This window comes from Cerasicoccus arenae, from assembly GCF_014651635.1.
GTDB lineage: Bacteria > Verrucomicrobiota > Verrucomicrobiia > Opitutales > Cerasicoccaceae > Cerasicoccus > Cerasicoccus arenae.
Map to the genome: position 1 here is coordinate 13148 of NZ_BMXG01000006.1, position 25231 is coordinate 38378.

Consider the following 25231-nt stretch of genomic DNA (forward strand, 5'->3'; position numbering starts at 1 on the left):
TATTTGCATTCGGCAAGGTGTTGATCTTGAATATTCGAAATGAACATGGAGCTGCTAGACGAAGAATTATGGGGCAATACCATTTGGCGTTATATTTTGGCGCTGTTGTGCGTGCTGTCGGGATACCTGATCGCCAAATTTCTGGAGATCGGGGTCCGCGCGATGGCCAAACGCCAAGATCAGGACGGTAAAGATACAGCGGCTAAAGTCTTTTATGAAGCAGTCGGACGATCTTTCGGTGCGATTGGGATGTCCATTGGCTTTCGGTTTGCCACGGGAATTATCGAATTTCCTGGTCGCATTGAGACGATTGCTGACACCGCTGCAGCCATCCTAATCGTCCTCGCCTTTGGTTTGATGGTGCTCCACTTGGTCGCTGTTCCTGAATACGTGTTGCGCAAGAAATCACAGCAGGATGATGCGCGGATGGATGCGATGCTCGCACCGCTCATCGGGCGGACGATTCGTGTGGTGGTGATTGCCGTTATTGTGCTTCAAATTTTCCAAATCGTTAGTGGAAAGGATATTACGACGATTCTTGCCGGTTTGGGAATTGCCTCGCTGGCCTTTGGTTTGGCTGCCCAAGAGAGCATTGGTAACATCTTCGGGGCAGTGTTTCTGTTCATGAATAAGCCCTTTGAAATTGGGGAGCGCTGCAACATCGACGGCCATGACGGCGTGATCACCGAGATGGGATTGACTTGCACGCGCCTGCAACGCCTCGACGGGCATATGGTCACCATTCCTAATGGTCAGCTCTACAAAAAGACGATCCATAACGTCGGCAAGCGGCCCTACATTCGTCGCTTGATGAACGTGACCATCACCTACGACACGCCGCCGGAAAAGATCGAAGAGGCGGTTAAAATCCTCCGTGATCTGCTGGCCTACAAGGAGGGCGATGAATCAACGAAAATCAACGAGCCGATCAACCAAGGGGATTTGCTGCCACGGGTTTACTTTAACGAGTTCAACGCGGATTCGCTGAACATTATTTGCATATATTGGTACCAGCCGCCGGTTTATTGGGACTTTATGGAGCACAGCCAATGGCTGAATTTGCGTATTATCAAAGCCTTTGGCGATGCAGACATTGATTTTGCCTTCCCATCTCAAACGATTTACTTGGCGGGCGACGATCGCCGTCCGTTGACTCTGCCGGGGCTGGATTCGCTCTCCAAACAAGGTGGGGACAAGGAGACCTAAACGGCTTACGGTTTCTTGTCGTCGACGGCGAAAATGGTAATGTCGGCGGAGTCGATGCCAGTGATGGCCTTGGCGCGCTTGAGGGCGTCGCGGGTCGAGATGTTGGGGTTGTCTGGATTGTGGCGGAAGAAATTCTCCTCCCCAAGTAAATCCATGAGACCCGATTGGCGGAAGATGCGTTCGACGTCCTCATGAGCACCGCTGACAATGATGGCACAGCCCTTGTCGCGTCCCAACTTGATGAGTTGCTGAATGCTCATGGCCACAGTGGCGTCGAGATGGTAGGCGTTGCGCAGGCGTAAGATCAGCGCCTTCTGCGTCGGGTGTTCGGCCAAGCGGCGAATTTGTTCCAGAAAGACATCGCTGGAGGCAAAAAACAGGTCGCCCTCGACGTGCACGATTGCGATTTCCGGGCGGTCGTGGCTAATCTCGCTTTCAACGAGCTCACCGGATTCGGCAATGGAGATTTCCTTGAGCTCGGGGCGGGCAGCCTTGCGGATAAAGAAAACCATGGAGGCCGCGGCCCCCAGATAGATGGCGGTGTCCAGTGGCAAAAATAAACCGCCGCCGAAAGTGGTAAAAAACACTGCCGCATCGCTCTTGGTGCTCTTGAGCACGAGTTTGATCTGTTCGACGTTAATGAGAGAGACGCCCACTGTGATAACAAGCGCCGACAGCGCCGGGCGGGGGATGTATTGAATCAGCCCACCCACCAGAAAGAGTGTGGCGATGAGCAACGTGCCGCTGAACATACTGGCAATAGGGGTCCGCGCGCCGCTGCGGTGGTTGAGTGCCGAACGTGTCAACGAGCCGGACACCGTCATGCCCGAACCAAAGGCGCACACCAGATTGGCCGCGCCGACGCTGAGCATCTGCTGGTTCACGTCGATGCGATCACCCGCCTGAGCGGCGAGATTTTTGGAGATGGATGAGCTTTCCAAAAGCGAAAGAAAAGCCAGTGCGAGCGCCGCATTGACCAGCACATTGAGCTCACCCCAGTTGAATTGAGGAATGGACAACGGCCAAGCTGCGGCGTTGACCGGGTTGAGCATGTCGATTTCCAGCCCAAGTGGTTTCGCCGCCGCCGCGAGGCCGGCAACCACAACAAGCGTGCAGGCAATTGCAGGCAGGAGTCGGGCGAACTTGCGGAACAGCAAATAAATCCCGAGCGTAACTCCGCCGACCAGCAGCGCGGGCAAATGCGTCCCCTGTAGTCCGCTGATGAAATTATAAAGCGATTCAGCAAACGTTCCAGCCCGTGGCACGTGAAGCCCGAAGACGGTTTTGAGCTGGTTGACGATGATCAGACAAGCCGCCGCCGTGATGTAGCCAATGATGACCGTGCGTGAAATATATTGCGTGATGGTCGCCACCCGGCAAATTGCGCCGATAATCATAAATCCGCCAACCAGCAGCAAAAGCAGTGGCAGAGCGGTGATCGACTGCTCCTGTGTGTAACCCAGCGTGAGGAACGTTGACAGTAGCATGACCGCCGTGGCGTTGGACGGCCCGAGCATGACAAAGCGCGAACTGGCCAACAACGGCCCAGTGAGGGACGCCAGCGCGGAGCAAAATATGCCCATCTGAACTGGTAAGCCTGCGATGAGCGCGTATGCCATGCCCATCGTGAAGTCCAGCATGGCGACATTGATTGCGGCCCCAAAGTCAGCCCTCGCTTTCTTCAAGTTATAGTTCTTCAGTGTATGCCGCAAAGGAAACAAATCCAGCCCCCGCGCGCGCCACCATTGACGAATCCCCATCATTCGATCAGATTGATGCAAGCTGTGCCCCGCAGCACAAGCGTTATTCTGTTTTGGATTAGATGTTCTGCTTTTTTATAATTTTGACATTAGTAAATCTATCGAGATAGTTTTGTATCATAAAGATCATGCCGACACCGGAATTCATTTATCAAGACGTCCTGCCGCTTGGCGAGGACCCCACAACATACCGCTTGCTGAGCAAGGAAGGCGTTTCCACGGCTGAATTTGAAGGCCTGGAAATCCTGAAGGTCACGCCTGAGGCCCTGACCTATTTGGCGCGTGAAGCGTTTAAGGATATTTCCTTCAAGCTCCGTCCGGCGCACCTTCAGCAGGTCGCGGCGATCCTCGACGACCCCGAGGCCAGCGAAAACGATCGCATGGTCGCGCTTACCCTCCTGCGCAATGCTGAGGTGGCCGCGCACGGTATTTTGCCTTTCTGTCAGGACACCGGTACTGCAACAATCGTTGCGAAAAAAGGTCAGCAGGTTTGGACGGGTTGCAATGATGCGGAGGCGATCAGCAAAGGTGTTTTCGAGACCTATACGCAGGAAAATCTGCGCTATTCGCAGACTGCACCGCTGGACATGTTTAAGGAGAAAAATACGGGCTGTAATTTGCCTGCTCAGATTGATCTCTACGCGACTGAAGGCGCGGCCTACAAGTTCCTCTTTGTCGCTAAGGGCGGAGGCTCGGCGAACAAGACTTATCTTTACCAAAAAACGAAGGCTGTGCTCAACCCGAAGGCGCTGGAAGCCTTTTGCATTGAGGCCATGGGCTCCCTCGGCACAGCGGCATGCCCGCCCTATCACCTGACGTTCGTCATTGGCGGAACCTCGGCAGAAATGTGCCTGAAGACGGTCAAGATGGCTTCAACTAAATACCTCGACGAGCTGCCCACCGAAGGCAACGACCAAGGGCAGGGCTTCCGTGACCATGAGTTCGAGCAACTGCTTTTGCGCCGTGCCCGTGAGCTTGGCATTGGGGCGCAGTTTGGCGGGAAATACTTTGCATTGGATGTCCGCGTGGTGCGCTTGCCGCGTCATGGTGCCTCTTGCCCGATCGGTATCGGTGTGTCCTGTTCAGCGGACCGCAACGCCAAAGCCAAGATCACCAAGGACGGCATTTTTCTGGAGCAACTTGAGGAAAATCCCGGCCAATACATTCCAGACGAGCTGCGCCAAATCGATGACAACGAAAAGGCGGTCAAAATCGACTTGAATCAGCCGATGGACGCGATTCTTGCCTCGCTAACCCAATATCCGGTGACCACGCGCTTGTCGCTGTCGGGCACGATTGTCGTCGCGCGAGACATTGCCCACGCCAAGCTTATGGAGCGGCTGGAATCTGAGCAGGGTCTCCCGGACTACATTAAAAACCACCCTGTCTATTATGCTGGCCCGGCCAAGACGCCAGTGGGCTTTGCCTCGGGTTCATTTGGGCCCACCACAGCAGGGCGGATGGACAGCTACGTTGAGCCTTTCCAGGCCGCTGGCGGCTCCATGGTGATGATTGCCAAGGGCAACCGCAGTAAGCAAGTCACCGACGCCTGCAACGCGCATGGTGGCTTCTATTTGGGCTCTATTGGCGGTCCGGCGGCGATTCTCGCTCAGAACAACATCAAGAAAGTCGAAGTCCTCGAATATCCTGAATTGGGCATGGAAGCTGTTTGGAAAATCGAAGTCGAAAATTTCCCGGCCTTCATCCTCGTCGATGACAAGGGCAACGACTTCTTCCAGCAAATCAAGGGCTGCGCCGCCTGTTGAACAAAATGATGAGTAGGACGCCTGAGATCAGGCGTCCGCATTTCATCATGCTAAGTGCGAGCGTTCGTGCTTATTTCCACTCGCCCAGGAAGCGGGTGACTTCGCTGAGGCTTGGGCTTTTAGCGGTGCGGACATAGAGGCCGGAGAAGCATACTGCTGTCGTCAGGCAGGCGAGTGGGGATAGGCCAATTAATCGTCCGCACATAAAGCCTGCGTTAAAGTGGTCTCCAGCGCCCGTGGTGATCTTAGGCTTCTCGCAGAAGGGGCCTTCAACCCACCAAGAGCCATCGCTTGTCGCGCAGGCCGCAGAATGAGTTGGGTGGACAACGACGCAGCTGATTTCCAAGGTCTGCCGAATACGCGTGGCAAGGGCCTTGAGCTGGTCGGGGTCTTCAGTCGGAGCAGGCAGCCCCAGTGCTTTGGCGACTTGGATGCCTTCGCTGTAATTGAGGCCGAGCGTTACGGCACCATGCGCCTGATAGCGGGAAATGATCTTCAGCACGCTGCGCAAGTCGCCGATTGAGCGCTTGGCCGGATCGGCAAGGTCAAAAAAGAATTGGCGGTTTTCGCCAGGTCCGATGTTCGGGAATACCCGATCGGCCATGTTGTTAAATAGCTCGCTGAGGCGCGGTAGCATGGTCCAGTTGACGAGGGCGATCATGTCAGCCCGGGCACAGGCATCAAGGAACTGGCCTTCGCCCATCGTCTCAATGATGTGGTCGTAGTCGACATTCTCAAGTGCAGCCATGTCGCCGAGCATGATTTTGCCATCGGTAAACTCCGCTGCGGTGGTGACGCCGGGGTTGGTCACGGAAACTGCATCAGTTTTTTGGGCAAATTCTTCGAAGATGGGGTGAATGGTGGGGTTGCCCAAGGCACCGATGTAGCGGACTTGGACATTGGCGCTATGCATGGCATTGGCCATGATCGGGCCGTTACCGCCAAGTTTTTCCATCATCTGGTACATCTCGATGTTGGCGCTTTGGCCAACGGCGGCGGAAATTCGGCTGCCGAATTCGGCGATCGTTTCAATGCGTTCAAAGTCTTCTCCCATGCCATGGCGTTGCTTGACGGGGTGGACAATTTTGTCCACGAAGCCGTCAAACCCAATGAGGGCTTTACGCGAGCTGATGCGGCTCGCCTTTTCACTTAATTCTTCCAGGGTTCGTTCACGAGGTGTCATGGTGCTCGGCATTGTGGAGTAGAATCGGTGAAGGGAAAGCACGAATTTTATTCAGAAGAGGATCAATTGGACATGATAAACGCTCTGGATAGGGTGGGGGGCTGAGAATATCACCCCAGTTCCGATTTAGTTTTTGCCAGTGCGGCCAATAACCGTTTGCGTTGGTCAACATGCCGATTGAGTGGTCTTCCATCACGCTTATCCTGGCGCAGTCCGAAGCAGGGCCCAACGTTTTCACCTACTTCAGCCAGTCTAATTTCGCTGGCCAATGCATCATTTTTGCTTTGGCGGTCTTTTCTGTGCTGGCTTGGTCGGTGATGATTGGGAAGTATCTGGACCTGTCCCGGCTACGTGCGCTAAACATCAACTTTGAACGCAAGCTGGCGGACGTTAACTCCGTGCTCGGGCTGAACCTGAAGACACAGGCCAAGGGCCTCGGCCCTTATGCAATGCTGGCTCACGGTGCCGTGACGGCTTATCGCCGATATCGTGGCGGTTCAGCGGAGGGCGAGGTTCGCATCCGCATGGGCCATGTGGAAAACTCGCTCCAGCGAGGAGTGGCGCAGCAAACGATCAAGTATGAATCGAAAATGGTGCTGCTTGGTTCGATTGTGACTGGGGCACCCTTTCTTGGGCTACTTGGCACGGTATGGGGCGTTATGGATGCCTTTGGCTCAATGGCGTTGCAGGACTCGGCCTCGTTGCAAAATTTGGCACCGGGCGTCTCGGGCGCTCTGTTGACCACCGTTGCCGGCCTGCTCGTGGCGATTCCCTCAGTGTTTGGCTACAACTTTTTACTCACGCAGACCAAGTTGCTGATTACCGAGCTCGAAAACTTCGCCAGTGCTCTGGCTGATCGCATCGAGCTGGAAATGCAGGGCGAAATTGACGACGCCGAACCGGAGATTGAATAATGGCGCGGACTTTTCGTCGAAAGCGTAGCATGGAAGCGGTCTCGGAGATCAACGTAACGCCGTTGATCGACCTCGCCTTTGCCTTGCTGATCATCTTCATGATCACGACGCCACTGCTGGAGCAGACGATCCCGCTCAACTTGCCCAAGGAAGAGCAGCGCGACCAGCCCTCGCGTAGTGACATGGAGATCCAAGTCATCTCGATTGACGAAGGCGGCCAAGTTTACTGGGGTAAGGAGCCAATCAGCCTTGTGAAGCTGGATGATATGCTCAATGGGCTTTCGACGCGTCCGGAACCGCCAGTACTAAGCATTCGCGGGGATGCAGCCATTCAGTATCAGAAGATTATTGACGTGCTCAACTTGGTCAAAAAGCATAAGCTGTCGCGGATTTCATTGGACACCCAAGTTCGCTAAAATCATGGCAGTGGCGACTCAGACTCAGTCCGGCTCTGAGCCCGCACGGGCGGTCCGTGAGCTCACTGGATGGCGTTTGCTCAGTGTACGTGCCTTGGCGTTGATTGCTCGCGTCTGGAGCGCCAGCTTACGCATCCAACCGGATGACGAAGCTCGTCGCCTGTTGGCGGACCCTCGTCCAACGGTATTTGTCATCTGGCATAATCGCTTGTTTGGCGTTGCTGAAATTCATCGACGATTTCGTCGACCGTATGTGAATCGCCCGATTTACGGGCTGATCAGCGCAAGTCGAGACGGTGCTTGGTTGGCCGGATTTTTCCAGCTCATTGGCATTCGGGCGGTTCGCGGCTCCAGCAGTTGGCGTGGCACGCAGGCTGTCCGCGAGTCGTTGAAGATTTTAGAGTATGGGGACTTGGGCATCACGCCTGATGGCCCGCGCGGGCCATGTTACGATTTTAAGTCCGGAGCGGCCTTGGTTGCCCGCAAGGCGGATTGCCCGGTCGTTATGATCAGTCTGAACTTTTCCCGCGCCAAACAGCTTGGTAGTTGGGACGGTTTTTACCTGCCTTATCCCTTCTCTCGCGTGGAGCTGATTGGCCGGAGCGCGACACTAAAAACGAGCGGCCCGTTGGAGCCGCTCGCTGAAGCATTAAAAGAGCAATTGACTGCGATCACACGCGACTGCTCAAAGAAATAAAGCAGTCGCTGCGTGAGCGCAAATTGGGACTAGCCCAAGCTAGGACTTAGAATACGGGACGTAATACCGCGGTGGATCCGGCGGCGACAGTCGTATTTTCACCCTTGGCCCAAGTCTTGTCATTCAACAGGAACTTGAAGACGAGGCCATCGGCCGCGTCGGTGGTGGCCCAAGTCCATTTGCCGTCGGCACAGTCCATCTGAATGCCCTTGTTCCAGGCGAGTGGGCCGCCTTCGCCGCGTAGGTAAATTGCATTGCCCCAACCCACATCAAGATCTGCCACAACTGTGGTCAGGGGGGGGGTGGAAGCGGTTGCCGTTTTTGCAGGTGCTTCAGTCGCCGGTTTCTTGACCGCAGTCTTTTTGGAAACGGTCTTCTTAACGACGGTTTTTTTCACTGCTTTTTTGGCAGCGGGAGCTTTTTTAACTGCCGTCTTCACGGCAGTTGGTTTTACAGCCGCTTTTTTGACGGCTTTTTTCTTCGCAGTTTTTTTGATAGCCATAATAACTGTTTCAGGAATTCCTAGTTTGTAACTACAGTAGACGGTTAAATTTCTGTAGCAGGTACGAAGCCAACTTCAAGATCAATCCACGCTAGCTTCCACAATAAGGTGATGACAGATTTACCTTTGCAAATCGAGGTAAAATGCGTAGCGTAAGGATAGGAATCTTCTTCTGTGTTCGAGACCTCGTTATACTCTTATCCTTTCTAATCCATCGGGAGCTTGACGCCAGGCAATGACGGTCAAGCCGTAAACCGGAAGACTTGAGTTGTCTGGAAAGCACCCACCTTGATCAACTGAGGTAAATAGAGTATTCGCATATTCGGCATAAGCAGAAGGTTCCACCTCTTTTCTCACCATCAACCCATCGCGCCATGCTAACCGACAAGGAACGCCGTCCGCTCATCCTACGCAGTAACCGTTTTCTTGGTTCTGCCTTGCTCGAAAAAAGCCTGATCAAGATTGAGGATCTGGAAGCCGCCAATGAAAAGCTGCTCGAGGCGGTACAGACGGGCAATATGCGTGCCGCCAATCTGCTCAATATCCTCCTGTACGATCTTAAATCGATCGACGAAAACGGGCTGATCGAAATGGTCACGGAAGACGAAAGCCTCGGAATGATCGATCTTGCTCATTACGACATGGCGAAATTTCGGGAAATCAACGTCGATATCGAACTGTGCTACGCGACTTACACGGTTCCTTTTGACCGGGTGGAAGACTTTACCATGGTCGCGACCGCTTATTACCTGAGCAAGCCTACCATTCAATATTGGGAGGAGACCATTGGCGGAAACATCATTTGGTATATTTGTTCAGTCGCTTCGATTGCAGAAGCCATTGAGCGCGCGGCTCAGATCGCGGCGCAGCCGGATGAGTTAGCGACCAAGGATGGCGACAGCTAGTCAGGCATTTAAGCTCCACAAAAAAAACACCAGTCATCTGACTGGTGTTTTTTGCCAAAAAAATGGCGGGATGGACGGGACTCGAACCCGCGACCTCCGGCGTGACAGGCCGGCGTTCTAACCAACTGAACTACCACCCCTAAATAGGGAAAGACTGCGAAAGTATGTGGTCGATACGATACGTCAAGATGTATTTGGCAGAAAATTTCAACATTCGCATTCTCAGGGATTTTTTAGTGGGCATGGGGCACTTTCAATGAACGGCATCAACTGCGCAACGCGCTTGCCGACAGGCCCCGATCATGCATAGCGTAGTCGTTCGATGGATGAGGCCCAATCAACGCAAGAGACGATTCGTCGGCTAAAGGAGCTGCGGGGCCAGCATCATGGTAAGCGCAGCAAGTCGCGCTCATTTATTGCCGCTATCATCCTGCAAGTCGTACTGGTCGCGTTGACAGTCGTTATTGTCGTCATTGCGCCAAAACTTGCTGAGGAGCCGTCCTTTATCGCGAAGAAAACGATTTACCTGCCACAACGCGAGCTGGAGCATCAGGCTGCGATGGCAGAGTTTCAGCAGGCCGCCAGTGCGCCATTGACCTTAGAAAAGCTGACTACGCTGTCGTTGCTATCTGATCCGTTGCCGGACATGCCGACCTTGCCCACGATGGACTTTACCCCCTTTGAAAACGAAAATCCTGTACCAAACGCTGAGGGCTTGCTGCAAGATTCGGGCTTGGGCAATGCCTTACAGGGGCTGAATGCGGGTGCTTCGCAGGTCAATTATTTCGGCATTCGTGAAGAGGCACGACGTTATATGATCCTCATTGATAGCTCCAACTCGATGTTTGAGCGTTCGCGGGACGGTCAGCGGCATCGTTTCGATTTCACGACGATCAAAGAGGAATCCATCGCCCTGATCAACACACTCAACGCCAATACGCTCTTCAATGTCGCTATATACGAGGGCGGCTCGATGGCCTGGAACAATTACCTTGTGCCCGCTAGCATCGGGAACAAAGAAACGGCTGCCCAGTGGGTGCGTGATCTAGATGAGAGTCCGGGGGCCAGCATCCGCTCACGAAAAGGCTCTGGCCCCAAGCTGATGGAGGGCGGCGGCACGCGGTTGGACACTGGGCTCAAGCAGGCTTTCAGCTTTCAACCGGAAGTCATCTTCATTGTCACTGACGGCGAGATTAATCGAGGCTCCAGCAAGATCACCGAAGAGGAGATAGTGGGTATTATCAAAGACCTCCAACAACAGTCTCCTGAGCCTGCGCGGATTCATGTGATCCATTATGTGACCTCCGTTGCGCGTGATTCGGAGGTTGAGGCGATGCGGGCGATTGCCTCACGTAATAGGGGGCGTTTCCGCAAAGTTGAGGCAAAAGAGCTGTAATCTTTCACATTGCCAGCGTTATTGGAAAATCGTTATCGCTTCATCGCTTCATCGCTTCATCGCTTCCTCGATTTCCTCGGCTTCCAGTGGGACCTTAGCGCAGAGGTCTTCATTACCATTTTTGCCCACGAGGAAATTATTTTCCAGGCGGATGCCTAGGCCTTCTTCGGTAATGTAGATGCCCGGCTCGATCGTAAAGACCATCCCTTCGGCAATGGGAGCATTGCTCGGATAGACGTCGTGCACGTCCAGCCCGAGCGGATGCGAAACACCGTGCATGAAGTATTGGCGGACAGGGTCCTTTTCTGGCGTGCGATGCTTTAAATCTTCGGCGGAGAGTAGCCCGAGCTGGGCGAGTTCTTCGGCCATACAGTTGTAAACCTCGATCGTGTAATCCTTGATCAACGCGCCCGGTCGGAGGGTTTTATCCGCGAACCGGAAGACGCGCAGCACGGCGTCATAAACTGCCCGCTGACGAGGGGTGAAACGGCCATTGGCGGGCACGGTACGGGTCAGGTCGGCATTCCAGTTGCCCCATTCGGCACCGATATCCATCAGGACAAGCTCACCATCGCCACAGCGTTGCTCATTGCCGACATAGTGTAGGCACAGGGCGTTGGCACCGCTGGCAACAATCGGCGAATACGCAAAACCGCGTGAACGGCGGCGGAGGAATTCATGCGTGAATTCTGCCTCAACTTCCCATTCACCCACGCCGGGTTGGAGGAAATCGAAAACCCGCCGAAAACCGGCCTCGGTAATGTCGATGGCGTGTCGCTGCATGGCGATTTCCTCGGGTGCCTTGATTGCCCTCAACTGGGCCATCAGGGGTGCCAGCCGACCGTATTGATGGAGCGGGAACTTGGCTTTACATTCGGCGATGAACCGGTCGTTGCGCGTGGGGGCGCTCGCTTCGGCGCGCGGGTGTTCGTTGGTTTCCAGAAAAAGGCTTTCAGCTTGGAGCGCGAGGCGTTGGAAATCTGCCTCAAAGGTCGTGGTCAGCTTGACGCATTCCACGCCGGACAGATTATGGGCCTGCTCAAGGGTGAGCTTTTCGCCCTCCCAGATGCGCAGGCGCTCGGTGGTTTCACGCACAAATAAAATGGCGCGATCCTTCTCCTCTGTGGCACTGGGGAACAGGATAAGTGTGGTGTCCTCCTGGTCAATCCCGCTCAGGTAGTAGAGATTGGCGTTTTGCTTGAAGGGCATTATACCGTCCGCATTGGTCGGGTAAATGTCGTTGGCGTGGATGACCACCATTGCGCCCGGTGGGAGCAACGCAGCCAGGCGTGCACGGTTACGGACAAAGAGGGCGGCGTCAGCGGGTTCGTAGCGCATGTCAATCGAGGTAAGGGCGCAGCCTCACAAGCACAAGCTTTTGCGGATTAAGTTTCGGGCAGTTGGGATGGCTTTGTGGGATTGGCCTGGGCCTTCCCCCGTCCAAAACCGTAGATATACCACCAGAGGAAACCCAAGGCACTGTAGAAGCAGATGAGGCCAACGATTTCGTGCATCATCAGGTAATTATCAACTTTGGGAGCCAGCAGGATAATGATCAGAATGCGCAGGGTGTTGGCGATAAAAGCGGTTCCAACCGCAAGGATAAACACGAGGATGAAGTCGAGCATGTTGAGCTTGCGGTAAACGGCCAGCAGGATGGTCACCAGGAGCGAGGCCGATAGCAGACCGAAGCCATTACACTCTGCCGCCACGATGAAGGGACGTCCGGCAACTGAGAGCACAAGCTCCGGTGGGCCGGGCACTGGGGTCGGCAGGTTGAGGAGTTGCAGATTGGCACCATAGCCCAGCCAACCGAGAAGGTTCATCGACCACTTACCCGCCAGTGCGCGCATTGGCCAATCAAGCACCGGTAACGCCAGCGCCAGTAGCATGAAAAACGTAAACGCCACGATGAAGCCTTGGGAGGCACGCGCAACATGGCACCCCAACGTATAGCGTACGAGCGAGGCCAACGTTAGCCCGAAAGCAATTAACAGCAACACCTCATGCGCAAACGAACCGGCCACGCTTTGGTTGTTGAGTGGTAGCACCATGACAAGGGCCACCAGAATGAAGGACGCAATCAGCAGGCCAACGCTCCGCTGGTCATGCGCGAGCACCAAGGTCAGCTTTCGACGTTTTTCCAGAAGGAGAAATGTCCCCGCAGCGCTTAGCACAATGAGTGCATGCAGGAGTTGCTCGCTGGCCTCAGTCGCTCGAAACAACCACCGGATCAGGGGGTAAAAAACAAGCATGGCCCCAAGGTAGGTCGCGAGCATGATCGGCCAGTCCACAATGGAAGGAGCCGACGCCGTTTTGGGCTTCGGGATCTCTGGACTGGCGGGTTGTTCGCTGTGGTTAGGCATGCTTTGAAAAAGGATTAATTTTGAATCATGGATGAGTTCATGTCCACTTGGGCGGCGCGCTGTTGACGGTGGCCACGCGCGTGCCCCATTCGAGGAGTTCCTTGGAGCAGTCGTCGCGGTCGATGGTCAGCTCAATTAAGCATGGGCCGCCCTCATGCGCGAGTGCGGTTTCAATGGCTGCGTCGAGCTCACCGACGGTGTCGACACGGGTCGACCAGCCTTTGCCATCTTCGGCGTTGAGGACGTTCATCAGGCCGGCATAATCCCAGTTTTTGATATTGTTGTAAGGCCCGTCATGGATTTCCACCTCGATGGTGTAGCCACGGTTGTTGATTAAAAAGATGATGGGGTTCAGTTCGTAACGAATGATCGTAGAAAGTTCCTGCGCAGTCAGTTGGAACGAGCCGTCGCCGATCATCGAGATCACGCGCCGTTCGCCTTTCATCGCCATCGCGTAGCCCAGCGTGGCACCCACTGACCAGCCGATGGAGCCATATTGCATCTGGATTTCAAAGTTCGCTCCGTCGGGTAGTTTCGTTTTGACGCCGTTAAACCAGGAGTCGCCAGTCTCAGCCAGCAGGGTCATGTCCGGTGTGAGCATGTTTTCGATGCGATCCGTTACGTAGCGCGTGAGTAGCTTGGTGTCGGGAGTCACTTGCGGACGGCAACAAGGCTCAGGGCGCAGGCGCTTCCAAGCCTCGAGTGAGGTCGGGTTGAGCTTCAGTTTTTCGGCCAGCTTGGAGAGAAATAGCGGCAGCGGTACGTTGTTGTAGGTCCGGCCTGGCAGCTTGACGCGTTCGGGGTTGGCCTGGATCAGCTTGTCCTTGTTGATCATCGCGCTGTAGCCGACGGTGGTGTAGTCCGTAAATGTTGGCCCAGCGTAGAGATAGGCATCGGAGCTTTCAACGATCTCTCCGCAGCCAGGCGTGCTCACTGGTCCCCAATACGTGCCGATGTATTGAGGGTGGCTCTCTGGGAAAAATCCTTTGGCGTTGGGCATCATTGCCACCGCGTAGCCGCTGGCCTCAGCAAGCTGGGCGAAGGCGGGCTCGGCTTCCCACGGGCGCAGCTTCACGCCACCGACGAGCACGGGTTTGATGGCGGTGTTGAGCATGGTGGCGGCGTGCTCGACCGCGGCATCCAGCGCAGCCTCATCACAGGGGACGGGCGCGGTCAGTTTTTGATTTGGAGCGGAGGGGATGTTTTCTCCGGCCAAGTTACATGCGATTTCAATGTAGACGGGCTTGCGACGTCGTAGGCACTCGTTGATGGCGCGGTCGATCAGCTCCGGGGCGTCGTCGATGTGCTCAATGGAGACCGCACAGGCCGTGACCATCTTGAACATATCGAGCTGATAGCGATAGCGGACCTCGCCGAGAGTATGGTGGAGGGGGCGATTTTCCGGCCAGGCGTTGGTATTGGGGCCACCAGAGACAAAGATGATTGGTAAGTCCTCGGCGTAGGCACCAGCGATGGCGTTGATCGCACTCAGCCCACCAACGGAAAACGTAACGAAGCCTGCGGCCACACCTGTTGCGCGCGCATAGCCGTCGCATGCATAGCCCAGGTTCAGTTCGTTGCAGCAGCCGACGAACTGCATGCGCTGGTTTTTCAGGAGTTGGTCGAGCAGGACCAGATTGTAGTCACCCGGAACGGCAAAATAGTGGCGGACGCCGATTTGCTCCAGCCGAGTGGCAAGATAAGAGCCTACAGTCGTAGTGGTCATAAATAAACAGACTGGCGCCAGAGCGAACGCCTGTCAGGGAAAAACGGTCGATGGTGATAATCTATATGGCCGTTCTGAGACGCCGATTTTACTTGAAAGTGGGAACTTTCTTCGTCGATATGTATCAAGATATATTTCAACGCTATGTATTCACAAAATTATCCAGTCCGTTCGATTGCGGATGCCGCTCCGGACACCCGGGCTCAGTTCATTCGCCGCACCTACGCCCACCTTGCGGGCGCGATCCTCGCCTTTATTGCGCTAGAGTCCGTCTTGCTGAGCTTGCAGCCGGTTCGTGATCTTGGCTACAAGCTGCTCAATTCCGGCGCTGGTTGGTTGCTGGTGCTTGGCGGCTTCATGCTAATTGGTTGGGTGGCGCGTTCGTTTGCCGCCAACACCGCTTCAAAGTCGGCGCAGTACATGGGCTTGGGCCTTTATATCGTGGCGGAAGCGATCATCTTCGTGCCTTTGCTGCTGCTGGCTCAGTGGAAAGCTGGTCAGATGGCGGGCACCGACCAGAATGCACTAATCGCCCAAGCTGGGATTGTGACGCTGCTTTTGGTCGCTGGTCTTACCGCCACGGTGTTCATTACGCGCAAAGATTTTTCCTTCATGCGTTCCATGCTCATGGTCGGCTCTTTTGTTGCCCTCGGCTTAATCGTCGCTGGCGCTTTCTTCGGTTTAAACCTTGGCCTATGGTTCTCTGCTGGGATGGTCCTGCTGGCCGCAGGTGCGATCCTCTACACGACGTCGAACATCATGCTTCACTATGGTGAAGACCAGTATGTCAGCGCTTCGTTGGAGCTGTTTGCCGCTGTCGCGCTACTCTTCTGGTATGTGCTGCGCATCTTCATGTCGCGCCGGTAAGCTTACCAATAGCTGTCGTCCGGGTCCCAATTGGTCTTGAAGACGACATAGCGTAACACTTCATCGTGCGGGTTGACCGCATTGTGCATTTCTCCGGGCTCGGTGGTCAATAGATCGCCGGGCCCGAGTTGTATAGTCTCTCCAGCAACGGTCATCTCGCCCCGGCCCTCAAGGATGTAAAACACTTCGGTTTGCAGCTTGTGATGATGGTCCGGGCAGGTCGTATGCGGCGGAATTTCCACAATTTGCACCAGCGCGCCGGGACAATTTAAATCAGCGGGCAGGAGCAGTGGCTGTTTGCGATAGCCTTTGCCGTTTTGCCAGCCTTCGTCGTGTTGCGGAATGTGTTTCATGGGTGTTGATCCCGATTAAGAACCAATTGCCAGCTACGTCAACCAGAGCCACAGCCCGGCAAAGGCCAGGCTGATAATGGTGATTGGCGCGCCGACGCGGGCGTGCTGCCAGAAGCTGATCTTGATGCCGCGGCGGGCGGCGGAGTCGATTACGATGATGTTCGCCAAGCTGCCGAAGATGATTAAATTACTCGCCAACGTGCTGCCCAGAGCCATGGCGACACCTGCTTCTTCGCCCTCTGCATAAGGCAGCAGCAGCATGACAGCGGGCACGTTGCTGAACAAATCGCTGATCACCGCCGTTGCCGCAAAGAGCCACATCGGTTTGCGCAGGTCGATCCCCATCTTGCTCATCTCGTCGACGGCTTGGTGCGGCAGGCCCGTACTTTGGAAGGCGGCGTTGACCACAAACAGGCCGATGAAGAGCATCAGTAGCTGCCAGTCGACCTCCTTGAGCAAGTTCCGCGTGGTGTAGTGACGATTCACGAGCAGCAGGCCACCTGCGCTCAATGCTACCAGTTCGCGCGGCATCTTGGTAAAGACGAACATCACGAGGACGATAGCCAGCACAACCATCCCCTTGATCGCACCAAAGCGGTTTAGCTCGACGCCGTTGCCGTTGGTTTGGTCGGTGCCTGCTGGGGCGTCCCACTGGCCTCGATAAAGCCACACAATGATGCCCCAGATCGTGCCAAAGGCCACCAATGTCGGCACAATCGTTGCCCCAATGAAGCGGATAAAGTCCAAGTCGAGCGCTTGGCCGATCAGCATGCTTTGCGGGCTGCCAATGAGCGTCAGGGCGGACCCGGCGTTGACTGCGCAGCACAGCGCCAACAGAAAGGGCAGGGGGTTGAGTCGCCGCTCAATGCAGACGTGGATCAGCACTGGGGCAACAGCCAGCGCGATGACGTCGTTGGTCAAAAACGCCGCCAGCATCCCCGCAAGTCCGACCACCGCGCCCAGCAGCCCTGCCGGGCCAATATTAAAGTGTGTGATTTGCTTGGTCAGCACCTGGTAGGCACCACTCAGTTGCATTTGAGAAGAGAGAATCATTAGCCCCAGCAACAGCGCCATGGTTTCCGTGTTGATCGAATCCCAAGCCGCTTTCTCCGTGATCCACCCGCCTGACACCAGCACAATGGCACCCAGCAAGGCAATGCCCGTGCGGTCAATTTTCACATAGGGTGCCGTCCCGAGGGCCATCCCCAGGTAAACGAGTGCAAACACCACCACGATTATAGTCATATAGGCAGCACATGGCAAACGGCAGCACGGGTCAAGCGTCGCCAGTGTGATAAACAGTTCATTGCGACTCCGTAAGATTTTTTTATCGAAGGATTTGCGGGAACCCGCTTATCATCTACCTTTCTGCAAAGATAACCAATTTCTTTCAATTTATGAGTCAACCGCCCCCCGTCCCCGCCTCTGGAGAAACCGCCGTCGCCCGCGTGCACGACATCCGCGATCGACTAATGATAGAGCTCCGCAAGGCCGTAGTCGGGCAGGATGACGTCATCGAGCAACTCGTGATCACCATGCTGGCCCGCGGCCACGCCCTGCTGACCGGTGTTCCCGGCCTCGGCAAGACGCTCCTAGTCCGGAGCATTGCGGAAAGCTTGTCCCTCGGTTTCAAGCGCATCCAGTTCACGCCTGACCTGATGCCCGCCGACATTTTCGGCACGGAAGTCGTCGAGGAAGACCCCGCCACCGGCAAACGCGCGTTTCGCTTCGTCAAGGGGCCGATCTTCGCCAATGTCGTGCTCGCTGACGAAATTAACCGCACCCCACCCAAGACTCAGGCCGCGCTCCTCGAAGCCATGGAAGAGCGCCAGGTGACCGCCGCCGGGGAAACCCACCAGCTCGCGCCGCCGTTCTTCGTGCTGGCGACACAGAATCCCATCGAGCTTGAGGGCACCTATCCGCTGCCCGAGGCCCAGCTCGATCGCTTTTTGCTGAATGTTGTCATGGACTACCTGCCCGCCGAAGACGAAGTCGCGATGGTCAGCTCCACCACCTCGCCTAATCGCAACAAGCCCGACCCAGTCTTGACTGGCCCTGAGATCGAGGAAATTCAGGCGCTCGTGCGCTCGGTCCCAGTTTCCACGGATGTCGTCCGCTACGCTGTGCGGCTCGTCAGCGCGACGCGCCCAACGCTCGCCGACGCCTCCGCCCTCGCCAAGGAAAAGATTAAATGGGGAGCGGGCAGCCGCGCCTCGCAAGCCCTCGTCCTCGCTGGCAAGGCCCGCGCACTGCTCGACGGACGTTACAACGTCTCAGTGGAAGATATCAAGGCCCTCGCCCAACCTGTCCTCCGCCACCGCGTCATCCCCAGTTTCCATGCCGAAGCCGAAGGCGTCACCTCCGACCAGCTCATCCAGGAACTCCTCAAAACGGTAGAGGGGTAAGCGTGGGGTTTCTCACGGAGACACTGAGACACAAAGATGGACGAAAACGAAATTGGTTCGGTTATTATCGATACGTCAGTGAAGCTCCACATGGCTTTAGGGCCTGGTTTATTAGAAAATGTTTATGAAATGACGCTCGCTCACCAGTTGGAAAAGCAAGGACTTAGCGTGGCGCGGCAAGTTGCTATCCCGGTTGAATATGATGGAATTCAGTTCGAGACAGGCTTTCGAGCGGATCTAATCGTCAATCAACTGGTTATCATTGAACTCAAGTCTCTCGAAAAAATAATCCCCGTTCATAAGAAACAATTACTTACCTATTTGAAGCTTACAGGCCTGAAGCTTGGTTATCTGCTAAATTTTGGCGAAGAGTATATGAAAAATGGCATCACTAGAATCATTCATGGAAGCCTCTAAGTATGGCCTCCGTGCTCTCCGTGTCTCCGTGAGAAAATAAAATCCCCACCATGTCCACCACCGTTAAAGACCTCCTCGACCCCTCGCATCTGACGCAGATTGCCAATATGCAGTTGTTGGCGCGGACGGCTGTGGAAGGCTTTCTGAGCGGGATGCACCGGAGCGTGTTTCACGGCTTTGGGACGGAGTTTCTGCAATACCGCAACTACACCCCAGGCGAGGACTTAAAATACATCGACTGGAAGGTCGTTGCTCGCACGGACAAGCTTTATACGAAGGTCTATCAGGAAGAGACGAACATGAACTGCACCGTGTTGCTGGATTGTTCAGGCTCGATGGACTATCAGGGCTCGCGCGCCTCGTGTACGAAGTTCCGCTACGCTGCAATGGTCGCTGCGTGCATTGCTTATTTGGCCGGTCGGCAGGGGGACAATGTCGGCCTGTTCGCCTACAGCGATGAGCTTCTGGAAGCAGTGGAGCCGGGGCATCGCGCTGGCCAACTGAGCCGCGTCATGCACGCCTTGGCCCGCCTAAAGCCGCATGGTGCCGCCGCGCATCAGCGCACCCTTGACAACCTGACGCACCCCTTCAAGCACCGCGGGATTGTCATCCTGATCTCCGATATGCTGGAGGCCGAAGACCAACTGCCGCGCCTGCTCCGTAATTTCCGATTCCGCCATTGCGACGTGATCGCGCTGCAAGTTCTCGACCCAGACGAGCTGGACCTGCCGCAGCCGCAAGTGACACGTTTCCGCGATCTCGAAGCAGGCAAGGAAGTCGTCGCTTGGCCGTCCTCCGTCCGCACACAATACACCGAGCGGATGAACGAATTTCTCGCCAACCTGCGCACGGGCTTTTCAAAAAGCCAAGTCGATTACCTGCGCCTCCAGTCCACCGATAGCCTGGGCTTGGCCCTCGCGCAATACCTCCACCACAGAACCCTGTGATGCGAATTGCGACTGACGAATTGCGAATGAATTTCCCCGAACCCAGCACCAATCACCCAGCACCAAGGCACCCTGAATGCTAGCATTTGGCTCTCCGGCATTTCTTTGGGCGCTGGCTGCACTCGCGGCTCCGATTATCGTGCATCTGATCAATCGTGATCGCGCCGTGGTGCAGCGTTTTCCGTCGATTCGCTACATCGATCCCTCGCATCTGCCGCAGCAGGGGCGTCGGCGTTTGAGGGATTTTCTTTTACTGCTTCTGCGGATGCTCGTCTATGCAGCGGTCATTTTGGCGCTCGCAAATCCACGTTGGGTTGCATCGGGTGAAGACACTGTCGCCGTCACTGCCGAGGCTCCTTTCGCAGTGTTTATCGTGGACGCCTCCGCGAGCATGTCGCACCGCTCTATATTTAACAACACCGCTGAGGCACTCCGCCAATACGCTGAAGGACTTTCCGCCGAAACCGCCATCGGGCTGGTCGTTTACGATGACCAAGTCCGCGCCGCCCTTGAGCCAACAACGGATCGTGATGCGTTGATGGATGCTTGGCGTGGTGCCAAGCTCAGTTTCGATCGTGCGGGCAAGCCTTCACTGGGTTTGGCCGAGGCCGCACGTCTGCTTGATGGCCGTGCTGGCGCGCTGTATGCGTTTTCGGATTTCCAGTCCTCGGATTGGCAAAAAGCCCCCGCCCCCGCCCTCCCGCTTGGTTCGACCTTGGAATTAATCTCCCTGCGTCCCGACCCTTGGCGCAACGTTGGCATCCAGTGGGTGAAGGCATTCCCCAAGCGTGATGGCAGTATGCGCATTTTCGCCCGCGTGCGTAACGACGGTGCCGAAGAAGTGCCTGTGCGGCTGACTCTGTCTTCGCCGGAGGTATCGACTGAGGCCGTGCTTGCGCCCAACCAAGCCGAGCTGATTACGTTGGCCATCCCTGCGACCAGCGAAGATTTTACCGCGAACCCGGCGGAGCTTAAGCTAACGGTGCTCAGTGACGAATCCTGGCCCGCGAGCAATCTTTACACCGCCGACGACACGTTTCATTTTTGGCTCGGCGAGCCACGTTCCACGGTTGTTGGGGCAATGCTTCCCGTCGAAAATGAGCCAGAAAAAATGCGTGAAGCAAGTTTTGTCGCCCGAGCCTTGGAGGTCGGAGACGAGTCCTCCGCAGGCCAGTTTCGCTTTGTCGCAGTTACTGGCGAAGAGCCGGATTGGATGGAAAAACTGGATGCCATTTACCTGCCAGGGACGGGTGGGTATTTCGATGCGGATGCTTGGGCGAAAATACGCGTCTTTGTCGAGGCGGGCGGCGTGCTGTTCGTCACGCCGGGCAAGGCCGCACCGCGTTTGTTTCGTGGAATGCGCGAAGCTGGCCTCAGCCAGACCGCCTATGCGGGCAAGCCTCGACGTGCCCGCGACGCTCAAACCATTTATCGCATTGGAGAGCTGCCCACCGATGGCGCGTTGGCGCGGGTCTTTGATGAGGATGCCCGCGAAGATCTCTTCCTGACGGATATTTACGAGCATTGGCTGCTGAAGCCTGGCGCGGACGCTGAAGTGCTTCTGAAAACGGAAACCGGAGACCCGCTGCTTATACGCGAGCGTTTGGGCAAGGGCGCGATTGTGATCAGTGCGCTGGAGTTCGACCCTGCTTCGACCGATCTACCGCTGCGCAATTCTTTCGTGCCGCTGCTCTGGGAAACATTGGGTGAGTCTGTTTCGGCGGATGATGGCTATCCACGCTTAGCTGTTGGTGAGGCCCTCCCGCCAGAGCTTGCAAAGGCCACCGCCGAGTTTTCCACCGATTTGCCCGGTGTGCTCATGGTGGATGGCGTCCCGGTGGAGATCAATGTCGCCCGCTCAGAATCCATTGCACAAGGCGCGGTATTGGCGGATTTACGAGGGCGCATTTTGGCCTCTTCAACGGGTGTTCGCGGGGCAACGGTGCCTGATGATCAAACCGCACCCGGCGCACGGTTATGGCCTTGGCTCGGTGCTTTGGCCTTACTAGCCTGCGTTATGGAGTCAGCACTCGCATCAGCTCTGGAACGCCTAACGAAGGCCGCCGCTTGAATCCGTCTCCTGAGTTTTATGAACGGCTAAAGCTCCAGCGCGGTGCTTTGCTGTGGCTGTTGCTGCTCGTGCTGGGGTTTTCTTTTTTGGGAGCTTTCAGCTTGGCGATCCTCATCGCCAATGCCCTGAACTCCATCGAGCCGTGGCAGGAAGCGAGCGCCTTCCAACTCGTGCTGGTACTGACGCTGGTGGGGGGAGTGGGCTATTTGATTGCTCTGGTCGTGGCATTTATGCGTCGCCCTGGGCTGATCTATTTGGCGCGCATCATTGAAGAGCGGCATCCGGAGTTGCGCGAAAGCCTTTCCACCGCGACGGAGATTCAGGCAAATGGCGGGCCTAAAAATGACTTGGAGGCCGCGTTGTTTCGTTCCGTGGAGGCGCAGAGCGAGGAAATCAATTTCCGCACAGCGACCCTGCCCAAGCGGCTCCATCCGCTCATGTTGATTGGTTTGGTGTTCGTTTCGTTCTTTATGTCGAACTGGGCGCGTGAGTCCGCGGTCATGCTCAAGGCACAATACCACCTAGCGGATTTGCGTATGGGCAAATCCACCGGCTTGTTGGTTGAGCCCGGCTCTGCGGATGCCCCGCGAGGCTCGGATTTGGACGTCGAAGTGGTCATCACCCGTTGGCGTGCTGAGGCAATGATTGACTACCGTAACGCCGAGGGCGTGGTCGAAAGTTACCCGATGGTTCACTCGGGCGAGGTCTTTGATTTCACTTGGTATGCCCTGGAGGAAAGTTTTGATTATCGGGTGCGGACGCCGTCGCTACAGTCCGAGTGGTTTACCGTGACGGTTTTCGAGCCGCCCATCATTGACGAGGTGGAAATCAATCTCACGCCGCCGTCTTACACGGGCGAGGAACCATTGGCCTTCAGTCAGTTGATGGATCTCTTTACGGTGGAGGGCAGCGCGGTGACGTTCCAGCTCGTCACGGCACCGACTGTGCAAACATGGCTACGGCTCGGGGACGAGGAAACGGCTTTTGAGGGCGAAATCGCGTTTACCGCCGAAGCCACGACCGAGTATCAGTTCCGCTTGCGAAACGCTGAGGGCCGCGAGGCGATCACTGAGGAATACTTGCTGGAGGTGAAGCCAGATGAGCCGCCGACGGTCGCAATCCTTGATCCCGCTAAGGACACGCAGGCCTTGCTTGATGAGATCGTTCCGCTGGAAATTTATGCGGCTGATGATTACGGACTGAGCCGGATCGAGGTCGAGATTTCAGTCTCGGGACTGCCGCGTTCGCCGATTGTTGCGTTCAAGGCCAACGATCATTTCCCCCCGGAGGAGAATGTCTTGCCGGTCATCGAGCTGAGCCGCTTGGGGGTGGAGTTTGGCGACGTCGTTACCTATTTTGCCAAGGCTTGGGACAACCGGGAGCCTGAGCCTCAGGTCAGCCGTTCGGAAATTTACTTCATCGAGATTGTCGAAAACATCGATAAGCCAGATCAGGACGACGAGGCTGCTGGCGGTGGCGGTGATGGCGGAAAACGTGAGGAAGACGTCGATTTGCGCGCGATCATCACCGAGCTGAAACGGCTCATCCGCCTGGCTTATCGTGCTGATTTTGAAACGGGCGAACGCCGTAGCTTGGGCAGTCAGGAACTCGGCGCAGGTCTGGCTGAAGTCGCGACGGAGTCCCAAGGCATTTTGGCTAAGGTCGGCGGTGTCCTGGGGCGGATTGAGGAAGGTATGCCCTACGAAATGTTCCTCGACGCGATTTACCGCATGGTCGATGCCGAGGAGCTCGCCAACGCTGGTCAGCCCGGCGAAGCAATCATCCCAATGCAAGAATCGATGTCGCTGCTTATTCGGCTCGAAAAATACCTGGAAGCACTTTTCCCTCCGCAGCAACAATCAGGCGGGCAGGGGCAAGGTCAGCCATCCAAGGGTGAAGGCGGTGGGGAGTCCAAGGAGAACGAAGATGGTGACTCTGGCATGTCTATCGCCGAGATGCAAAAGGCGCTCGAAGAAATGAACCGCATGGCCGACGAGCAAGCCGCCATGAACCGACGTTTCGAGCGGGCCAGCAGCAAAATGGGGGAATCCGAGCGCGCGGAACTCGAAAAAATGCAGCAGGATTTGGGCAAAGAAGTTCAAGGCCTGACCTCAGAATTGGGCAAACTGCGCCAAGGCACGAATGTCCGTGACGCAATGCGCTCCGTAGATGATCAAATGAGCCAAGCCGCCGGAGCTGCCGGAGAGGGGGACTCTAATCGCGCCGGACGGGCAGGCGCACGCGCTAGACAGGGCTTGATGGACGCCGCGGGCCTACTCGACGAACGTATTCGCTCGGAGGCGACTGCGGCCATCGCGAGCCTTGCCCAGCAGGCGGAAAAGCTTTCTCAAGGACAGGGGGCCGCCGCCGCAGATAGTCGGGGTGCTGCCGCCAGCGAGGTCGACGAAGCGGGCAAGGATGCCCTCAAAAATCAACAGGCAGCCTTGAATGAAGATTGGGGCAAATTGCGGCAGGATATGGAGCGCCTTACGGGCGATTTGTCCGGCGTATTTCCCGAAGCCGCGGAGGCGCTCAGCGAGGTAGCCACCAACGCCCGCGAGCAAAATATTGATCGGGAAATGTCCCGCGCCGCCAATGCATTACTCTACGGGCGTTATAGCCGTGCGGGCAGCTCGCAAGAGCAGGCCGCCGAGGGATTGGGCAACCTGGCCAACCAACTTGATGAAGCAGCGGGGACGTTGCCTGGACTTTCCCCCACCGAACTTCGCCAGTTAATCGACCGGGTGGCCGAGGCTCGTCGTGAGCTGGGCAAAGGCGGCGAACAGCTCGGTGAAGGCGAGGGCGAAGCTGGGGAAGCGGGCAAATCCGGCCAGAGTGAGGGCCAAGGTGAGGGTGAGTCCGCTCAGGCGGCTAAAGATGGCGGCCCAGGAGCTGGAAAATCGCCAGGTCAAGGGCAGGGCGAAGGCCAAGGGGAAGGTCAGCAAGGGCAGGGCCAGTCTCCCGGCGAAGGTCAGGGGCAGGGCGAGGGCAGCCAAGCTTCTCAATTGGGTGGATTAGGTGATTCTATTTCGCAGGCTGGGCGCGCGCTCAAAGATGATTCGCTGGTGCGCCTCGGTTCTGAACTGAAAGCGACCAAGGGAGGAGAAGGGGCAGGCGGTCATTCGCCAGCTTCAGTCCTCGATTCCACGGCCCGTGTGCTGCAGGAGTATTTGCGTCAGGAAATCGGCGATCAGCGCCTGCGGTTTAACCGCGAGGGTGGTCCGCCGCCCGAAAAATACCGTGAACTGGTTGAAGAATATTTTCGCGACTTGGCGGAAGAACCAAGCAAGTAATATGCGCGCGACCTTTCGGCGCAAGGAATTCAAGTAGCCAA

General features: G+C 56.1%; 21 protein-coding genes, 1 tRNA gene and 1 other RNA gene. 14 read left to right on the plus strand and 9 right to left on the minus strand.

What is annotated here, in order from left to right:
- The first annotated feature begins 39 nt into the window (after window positions 1–39).
- Window positions 40–1206, plus strand: a complete 1167-nt coding sequence (locus IE065_RS05940) for a mechanosensitive ion channel family protein (RefSeq protein ID WP_189512874.1) — start codon at window positions 40–42, stop codon at window positions 1204–1206.
- Between the two features lie 5 nt (window positions 1207–1211).
- Here IE065_RS05940 and IE065_RS05945 read toward each other — a convergent pair whose 3' ends face one another.
- Window positions 1212–2969: a SulP family inorganic anion transporter gene (locus tag IE065_RS05945; protein WP_189512875.1), complete on the minus strand. Its 1758-nt coding sequence runs from the start codon at window positions 2967–2969 to the stop codon at window positions 1212–1214.
- A 125-nt stretch (window positions 2970–3094) separates the two neighbouring features.
- Here IE065_RS05945 and IE065_RS05950 point away from each other — a divergent pair, with 125 nt between their 5' ends.
- The gene (locus IE065_RS05950; RefSeq protein WP_189512878.1) at window positions 3095–4732 is read left to right on the plus strand and encodes a fumarate hydratase; all 1638 of its coding nucleotides are present in this window, start codon (window positions 3095–3097) and stop codon (window positions 4730–4732) included.
- A gap of 70 nt (window positions 4733–4802) precedes the next feature.
- Here the strand turns inward: IE065_RS05950 and IE065_RS05955 are convergent, their stop codons facing one another.
- Window positions 4803–5927 carry a PfkB family carbohydrate kinase gene (locus IE065_RS05955; protein WP_229792066.1) on the minus strand — a complete coding sequence of 375 codons (1125 nt, stop codon included), beginning with the start codon at window positions 5925–5927 and terminating at the stop codon, window positions 4803–4805.
- Window positions 5928–6085: 158 nt separating this feature from the next.
- On the opposite strand from IE065_RS05955, the gene IE065_RS05960 reads away from it, so the two are divergent.
- Genes IE065_RS05960 through IE065_RS05970 form a run of 3 tightly spaced genes read left to right on the plus strand, consistent with a single transcriptional unit; the run spans window position 6086 to window position 7942 of the window.
- On the plus strand, window positions 6086–6829 hold the full coding sequence (locus tag IE065_RS05960; RefSeq protein WP_189512880.1) for a MotA/TolQ/ExbB proton channel family protein: 744 nt from the start codon (window positions 6086–6088) through the stop codon (window positions 6827–6829).
- On the plus strand, window positions 6829–7245 hold the full coding sequence (locus IE065_RS05965; RefSeq protein ID WP_189512882.1) for an ExbD/TolR family protein: 417 nt from the start codon (window positions 6829–6831) through the stop codon (window positions 7243–7245). Before IE065_RS05960 ends, IE065_RS05965 begins: the two co-directional genes overlap by 1 nt.
- A gap of 4 nt (window positions 7246–7249) precedes the next feature.
- Window positions 7250–7942 carry a DUF374 domain-containing protein gene (locus tag IE065_RS05970; RefSeq protein ID WP_189512884.1) on the plus strand — a complete coding sequence of 231 codons (693 nt, stop codon included), beginning with the start codon at window positions 7250–7252 and terminating at the stop codon, window positions 7940–7942.
- Between the two features lie 46 nt (window positions 7943–7988).
- Here IE065_RS05970 and IE065_RS05975 read toward each other — a convergent pair whose 3' ends face one another.
- Window positions 7989–8444: a hypothetical protein gene (locus IE065_RS05975; protein ID WP_189512886.1), complete on the minus strand. Its 456-nt coding sequence runs from the start codon at window positions 8442–8444 to the stop codon at window positions 7989–7991.
- A gap of 163 nt (window positions 8445–8607) precedes the next feature.
- On the opposite strand from IE065_RS05975, the gene ssrS reads away from it, so the two are divergent.
- Window positions 8608–8786, plus strand: a non-coding RNA gene (gene ssrS, locus IE065_RS05980) — 6S RNA.
- Window positions 8787–8818: 32 nt separating this feature from the next.
- A complete protein-coding gene (locus IE065_RS05985; protein WP_189512888.1) occupies window positions 8819–9349 on the plus strand; it encodes a hypothetical protein in 531 nt (176 codons plus the stop codon).
- A 63-nt stretch (window positions 9350–9412) separates the two neighbouring features.
- Here IE065_RS05985 and IE065_RS05990 read toward each other — a convergent pair.
- Window positions 9413–9489: transfer RNA gene (locus IE065_RS05990), tRNA-Asp, on the minus strand.
- Window positions 9490–9671: 182 nt separating this feature from the next.
- Here IE065_RS05990 and IE065_RS05995 point away from each other — a divergent pair.
- On the plus strand, window positions 9672–10745 hold the full coding sequence (locus IE065_RS05995; RefSeq protein WP_189512890.1) for a vWA domain-containing protein: 1074 nt from the start codon (window positions 9672–9674) through the stop codon (window positions 10743–10745).
- Window positions 10746–10793: 48 nt separating this feature from the next.
- Here IE065_RS05995 and IE065_RS06000 read toward each other — a convergent pair whose 3' ends face one another.
- From IE065_RS06000 to IE065_RS06010, 3 genes are read right to left on the minus strand one after another with little or no spacing between them, the layout of a single operon-like run.
- Complete coding sequence (locus IE065_RS06000; RefSeq protein WP_189512892.1) at window positions 10794–12083, minus strand: aminopeptidase P family protein; 1290 nt, start codon at window positions 12081–12083, stop codon at window positions 10794–10796.
- A 47-nt stretch (window positions 12084–12130) separates the two neighbouring features.
- Window positions 12131–13111, minus strand: coding sequence for an archaeosortase/exosortase family protein (locus tag IE065_RS06005; protein WP_189512894.1), 981 nt, complete (start codon window positions 13109–13111; stop codon window positions 12131–12133).
- 37 nt (window positions 13112–13148) lie between these two features.
- Window positions 13149–14837, minus strand: coding sequence for a thiamine pyrophosphate-binding protein (locus IE065_RS06010; RefSeq protein WP_189512895.1), 1689 nt, complete (start codon window positions 14835–14837; stop codon window positions 13149–13151).
- A gap of 144 nt (window positions 14838–14981) precedes the next feature.
- Between IE065_RS06010 and IE065_RS06015 the strand changes: the two genes are divergently transcribed.
- A complete protein-coding gene (locus IE065_RS06015; protein ID WP_189512897.1) occupies window positions 14982–15704 on the plus strand; it encodes a Bax inhibitor-1/YccA family protein in 723 nt (240 codons plus the stop codon).
- A 2-nt stretch (window positions 15705–15706) separates the two neighbouring features.
- Here the strand turns inward: IE065_RS06015 and IE065_RS06020 are convergent, their stop codons facing one another.
- Entirely contained in the window at window positions 15707–16057 is a 351-nt protein-coding gene (locus IE065_RS06020; protein ID WP_189512899.1) for a cupin domain-containing protein, read from the minus strand.
- A 33-nt stretch (window positions 16058–16090) separates the two neighbouring features.
- Window positions 16091–17302 carry an ArsB/NhaD family transporter gene (locus tag IE065_RS06025; protein WP_189512901.1) on the minus strand — a complete coding sequence of 404 codons (1212 nt, stop codon included), beginning with the start codon at window positions 17300–17302 and terminating at the stop codon, window positions 16091–16093.
- 152 nt (window positions 17303–17454) lie between these two features.
- On the opposite strand from IE065_RS06025, the gene IE065_RS06030 reads away from it, so the two are divergent.
- From IE065_RS06030 to IE065_RS06050, 5 genes are all read left to right on the plus strand, one after another.
- On the plus strand, window positions 17455–18462 hold the full coding sequence (locus IE065_RS06030; RefSeq protein ID WP_189512903.1) for an AAA family ATPase: 1008 nt from the start codon (window positions 17455–17457) through the stop codon (window positions 18460–18462).
- Between the two features lie 36 nt (window positions 18463–18498).
- Window positions 18499–18879, plus strand: coding sequence for a GxxExxY protein (locus IE065_RS06035; protein ID WP_189512905.1), 381 nt, complete (start codon window positions 18499–18501; stop codon window positions 18877–18879).
- Window positions 18880–18929: 50 nt separating this feature from the next.
- On the plus strand, window positions 18930–19826 hold the full coding sequence (locus IE065_RS06040; protein WP_189512907.1) for a DUF58 domain-containing protein: 897 nt from the start codon (window positions 18930–18932) through the stop codon (window positions 19824–19826).
- Between the two features lie 76 nt (window positions 19827–19902).
- Complete coding sequence (locus IE065_RS06045; RefSeq protein ID WP_189512909.1) at window positions 19903–21897, plus strand: BatA domain-containing protein; 1995 nt, start codon at window positions 19903–19905, stop codon at window positions 21895–21897.
- Window positions 21804–25190, plus strand: coding sequence for a DUF4175 family protein (locus IE065_RS06050; RefSeq protein WP_189512911.1), 3387 nt, complete (start codon window positions 21804–21806; stop codon window positions 25188–25190). Before IE065_RS06045 ends, IE065_RS06050 begins: the two co-directional genes overlap by 94 nt.
- Window positions 25191–25231 lie beyond the last annotated feature (41 nt).

Coding starts and splice junctions, on each gene's coding strand:
- IE065_RS06010 (WP_189512895.1), bottom strand. CDS start 14,837: ATGACCACTACGACTGTAGGCTCTTATCTTGCCACTCGGCTGGAGCAA.
- IE065_RS05955 (WP_229792066.1), bottom strand. CDS start 5,927: ATGCCGAGCACCATGACACCTCGTGAACGAACCCTGGAAGAATTAAGT.
- IE065_RS05945 (WP_189512875.1), bottom strand. CDS start 2,969: ATGATGGGGATTCGTCAATGGTGGCGCGCGCGGGGGCTGGATTTGTTT.
- IE065_RS05985 (WP_189512888.1), top strand. CDS start 8,819: ATGCTAACCGACAAGGAACGCCGTCCGCTCATCCTACGCAGTAACCGT.
- IE065_RS05975 (WP_189512886.1), bottom strand. CDS start 8,444: ATGGCTATCAAAAAAACTGCGAAGAAAAAAGCCGTCAAAAAAGCGGCT.
- IE065_RS05940 (WP_189512874.1), top strand. CDS start 40: ATGAACATGGAGCTGCTAGACGAAGAATTATGGGGCAATACCATTTGG.
- IE065_RS05995 (WP_189512890.1), top strand. CDS start 9,672: ATGGATGAGGCCCAATCAACGCAAGAGACGATTCGTCGGCTAAAGGAG.
- IE065_RS06050 (WP_189512911.1), top strand. CDS start 21,804: ATGGCCTTGGCTCGGTGCTTTGGCCTTACTAGCCTGCGTTATGGAGTC.
- IE065_RS06040 (WP_189512907.1), top strand. CDS start 18,930: ATGTCCACCACCGTTAAAGACCTCCTCGACCCCTCGCATCTGACGCAG.
- IE065_RS05965 (WP_189512882.1), top strand. CDS start 6,829: ATGGCGCGGACTTTTCGTCGAAAGCGTAGCATGGAAGCGGTCTCGGAG.
- IE065_RS06005 (WP_189512894.1), bottom strand. CDS start 13,111: ATGCCTAACCACAGCGAACAACCCGCCAGTCCAGAGATCCCGAAGCCC.
- IE065_RS05960 (WP_189512880.1), top strand. CDS start 6,086: ATGCCGATTGAGTGGTCTTCCATCACGCTTATCCTGGCGCAGTCCGAA.
- IE065_RS05950 (WP_189512878.1), top strand. CDS start 3,095: ATGCCGACACCGGAATTCATTTATCAAGACGTCCTGCCGCTTGGCGAG.
- IE065_RS06045 (WP_189512909.1), top strand. CDS start 19,903: ATGCTAGCATTTGGCTCTCCGGCATTTCTTTGGGCGCTGGCTGCACTC.
- IE065_RS06015 (WP_189512897.1), top strand. CDS start 14,982: ATGTATTCACAAAATTATCCAGTCCGTTCGATTGCGGATGCCGCTCCG.
- IE065_RS06025 (WP_189512901.1), bottom strand. CDS start 17,302: ATGACTATAATCGTGGTGGTGTTTGCACTCGTTTACCTGGGGATGGCC.
- IE065_RS06020 (WP_189512899.1), bottom strand. CDS start 16,057: ATGAAACACATTCCGCAACACGACGAAGGCTGGCAAAACGGCAAAGGC.
- IE065_RS06000 (WP_189512892.1), bottom strand. CDS start 12,083: ATGCGCTACGAACCCGCTGACGCCGCCCTCTTTGTCCGTAACCGTGCA.
- IE065_RS06035 (WP_189512905.1), top strand. CDS start 18,499: ATGGACGAAAACGAAATTGGTTCGGTTATTATCGATACGTCAGTGAAG.
- IE065_RS05970 (WP_189512884.1), top strand. CDS start 7,250: ATGGCAGTGGCGACTCAGACTCAGTCCGGCTCTGAGCCCGCACGGGCG.
- IE065_RS06030 (WP_189512903.1), top strand. CDS start 17,455: ATGAGTCAACCGCCCCCCGTCCCCGCCTCTGGAGAAACCGCCGTCGCC.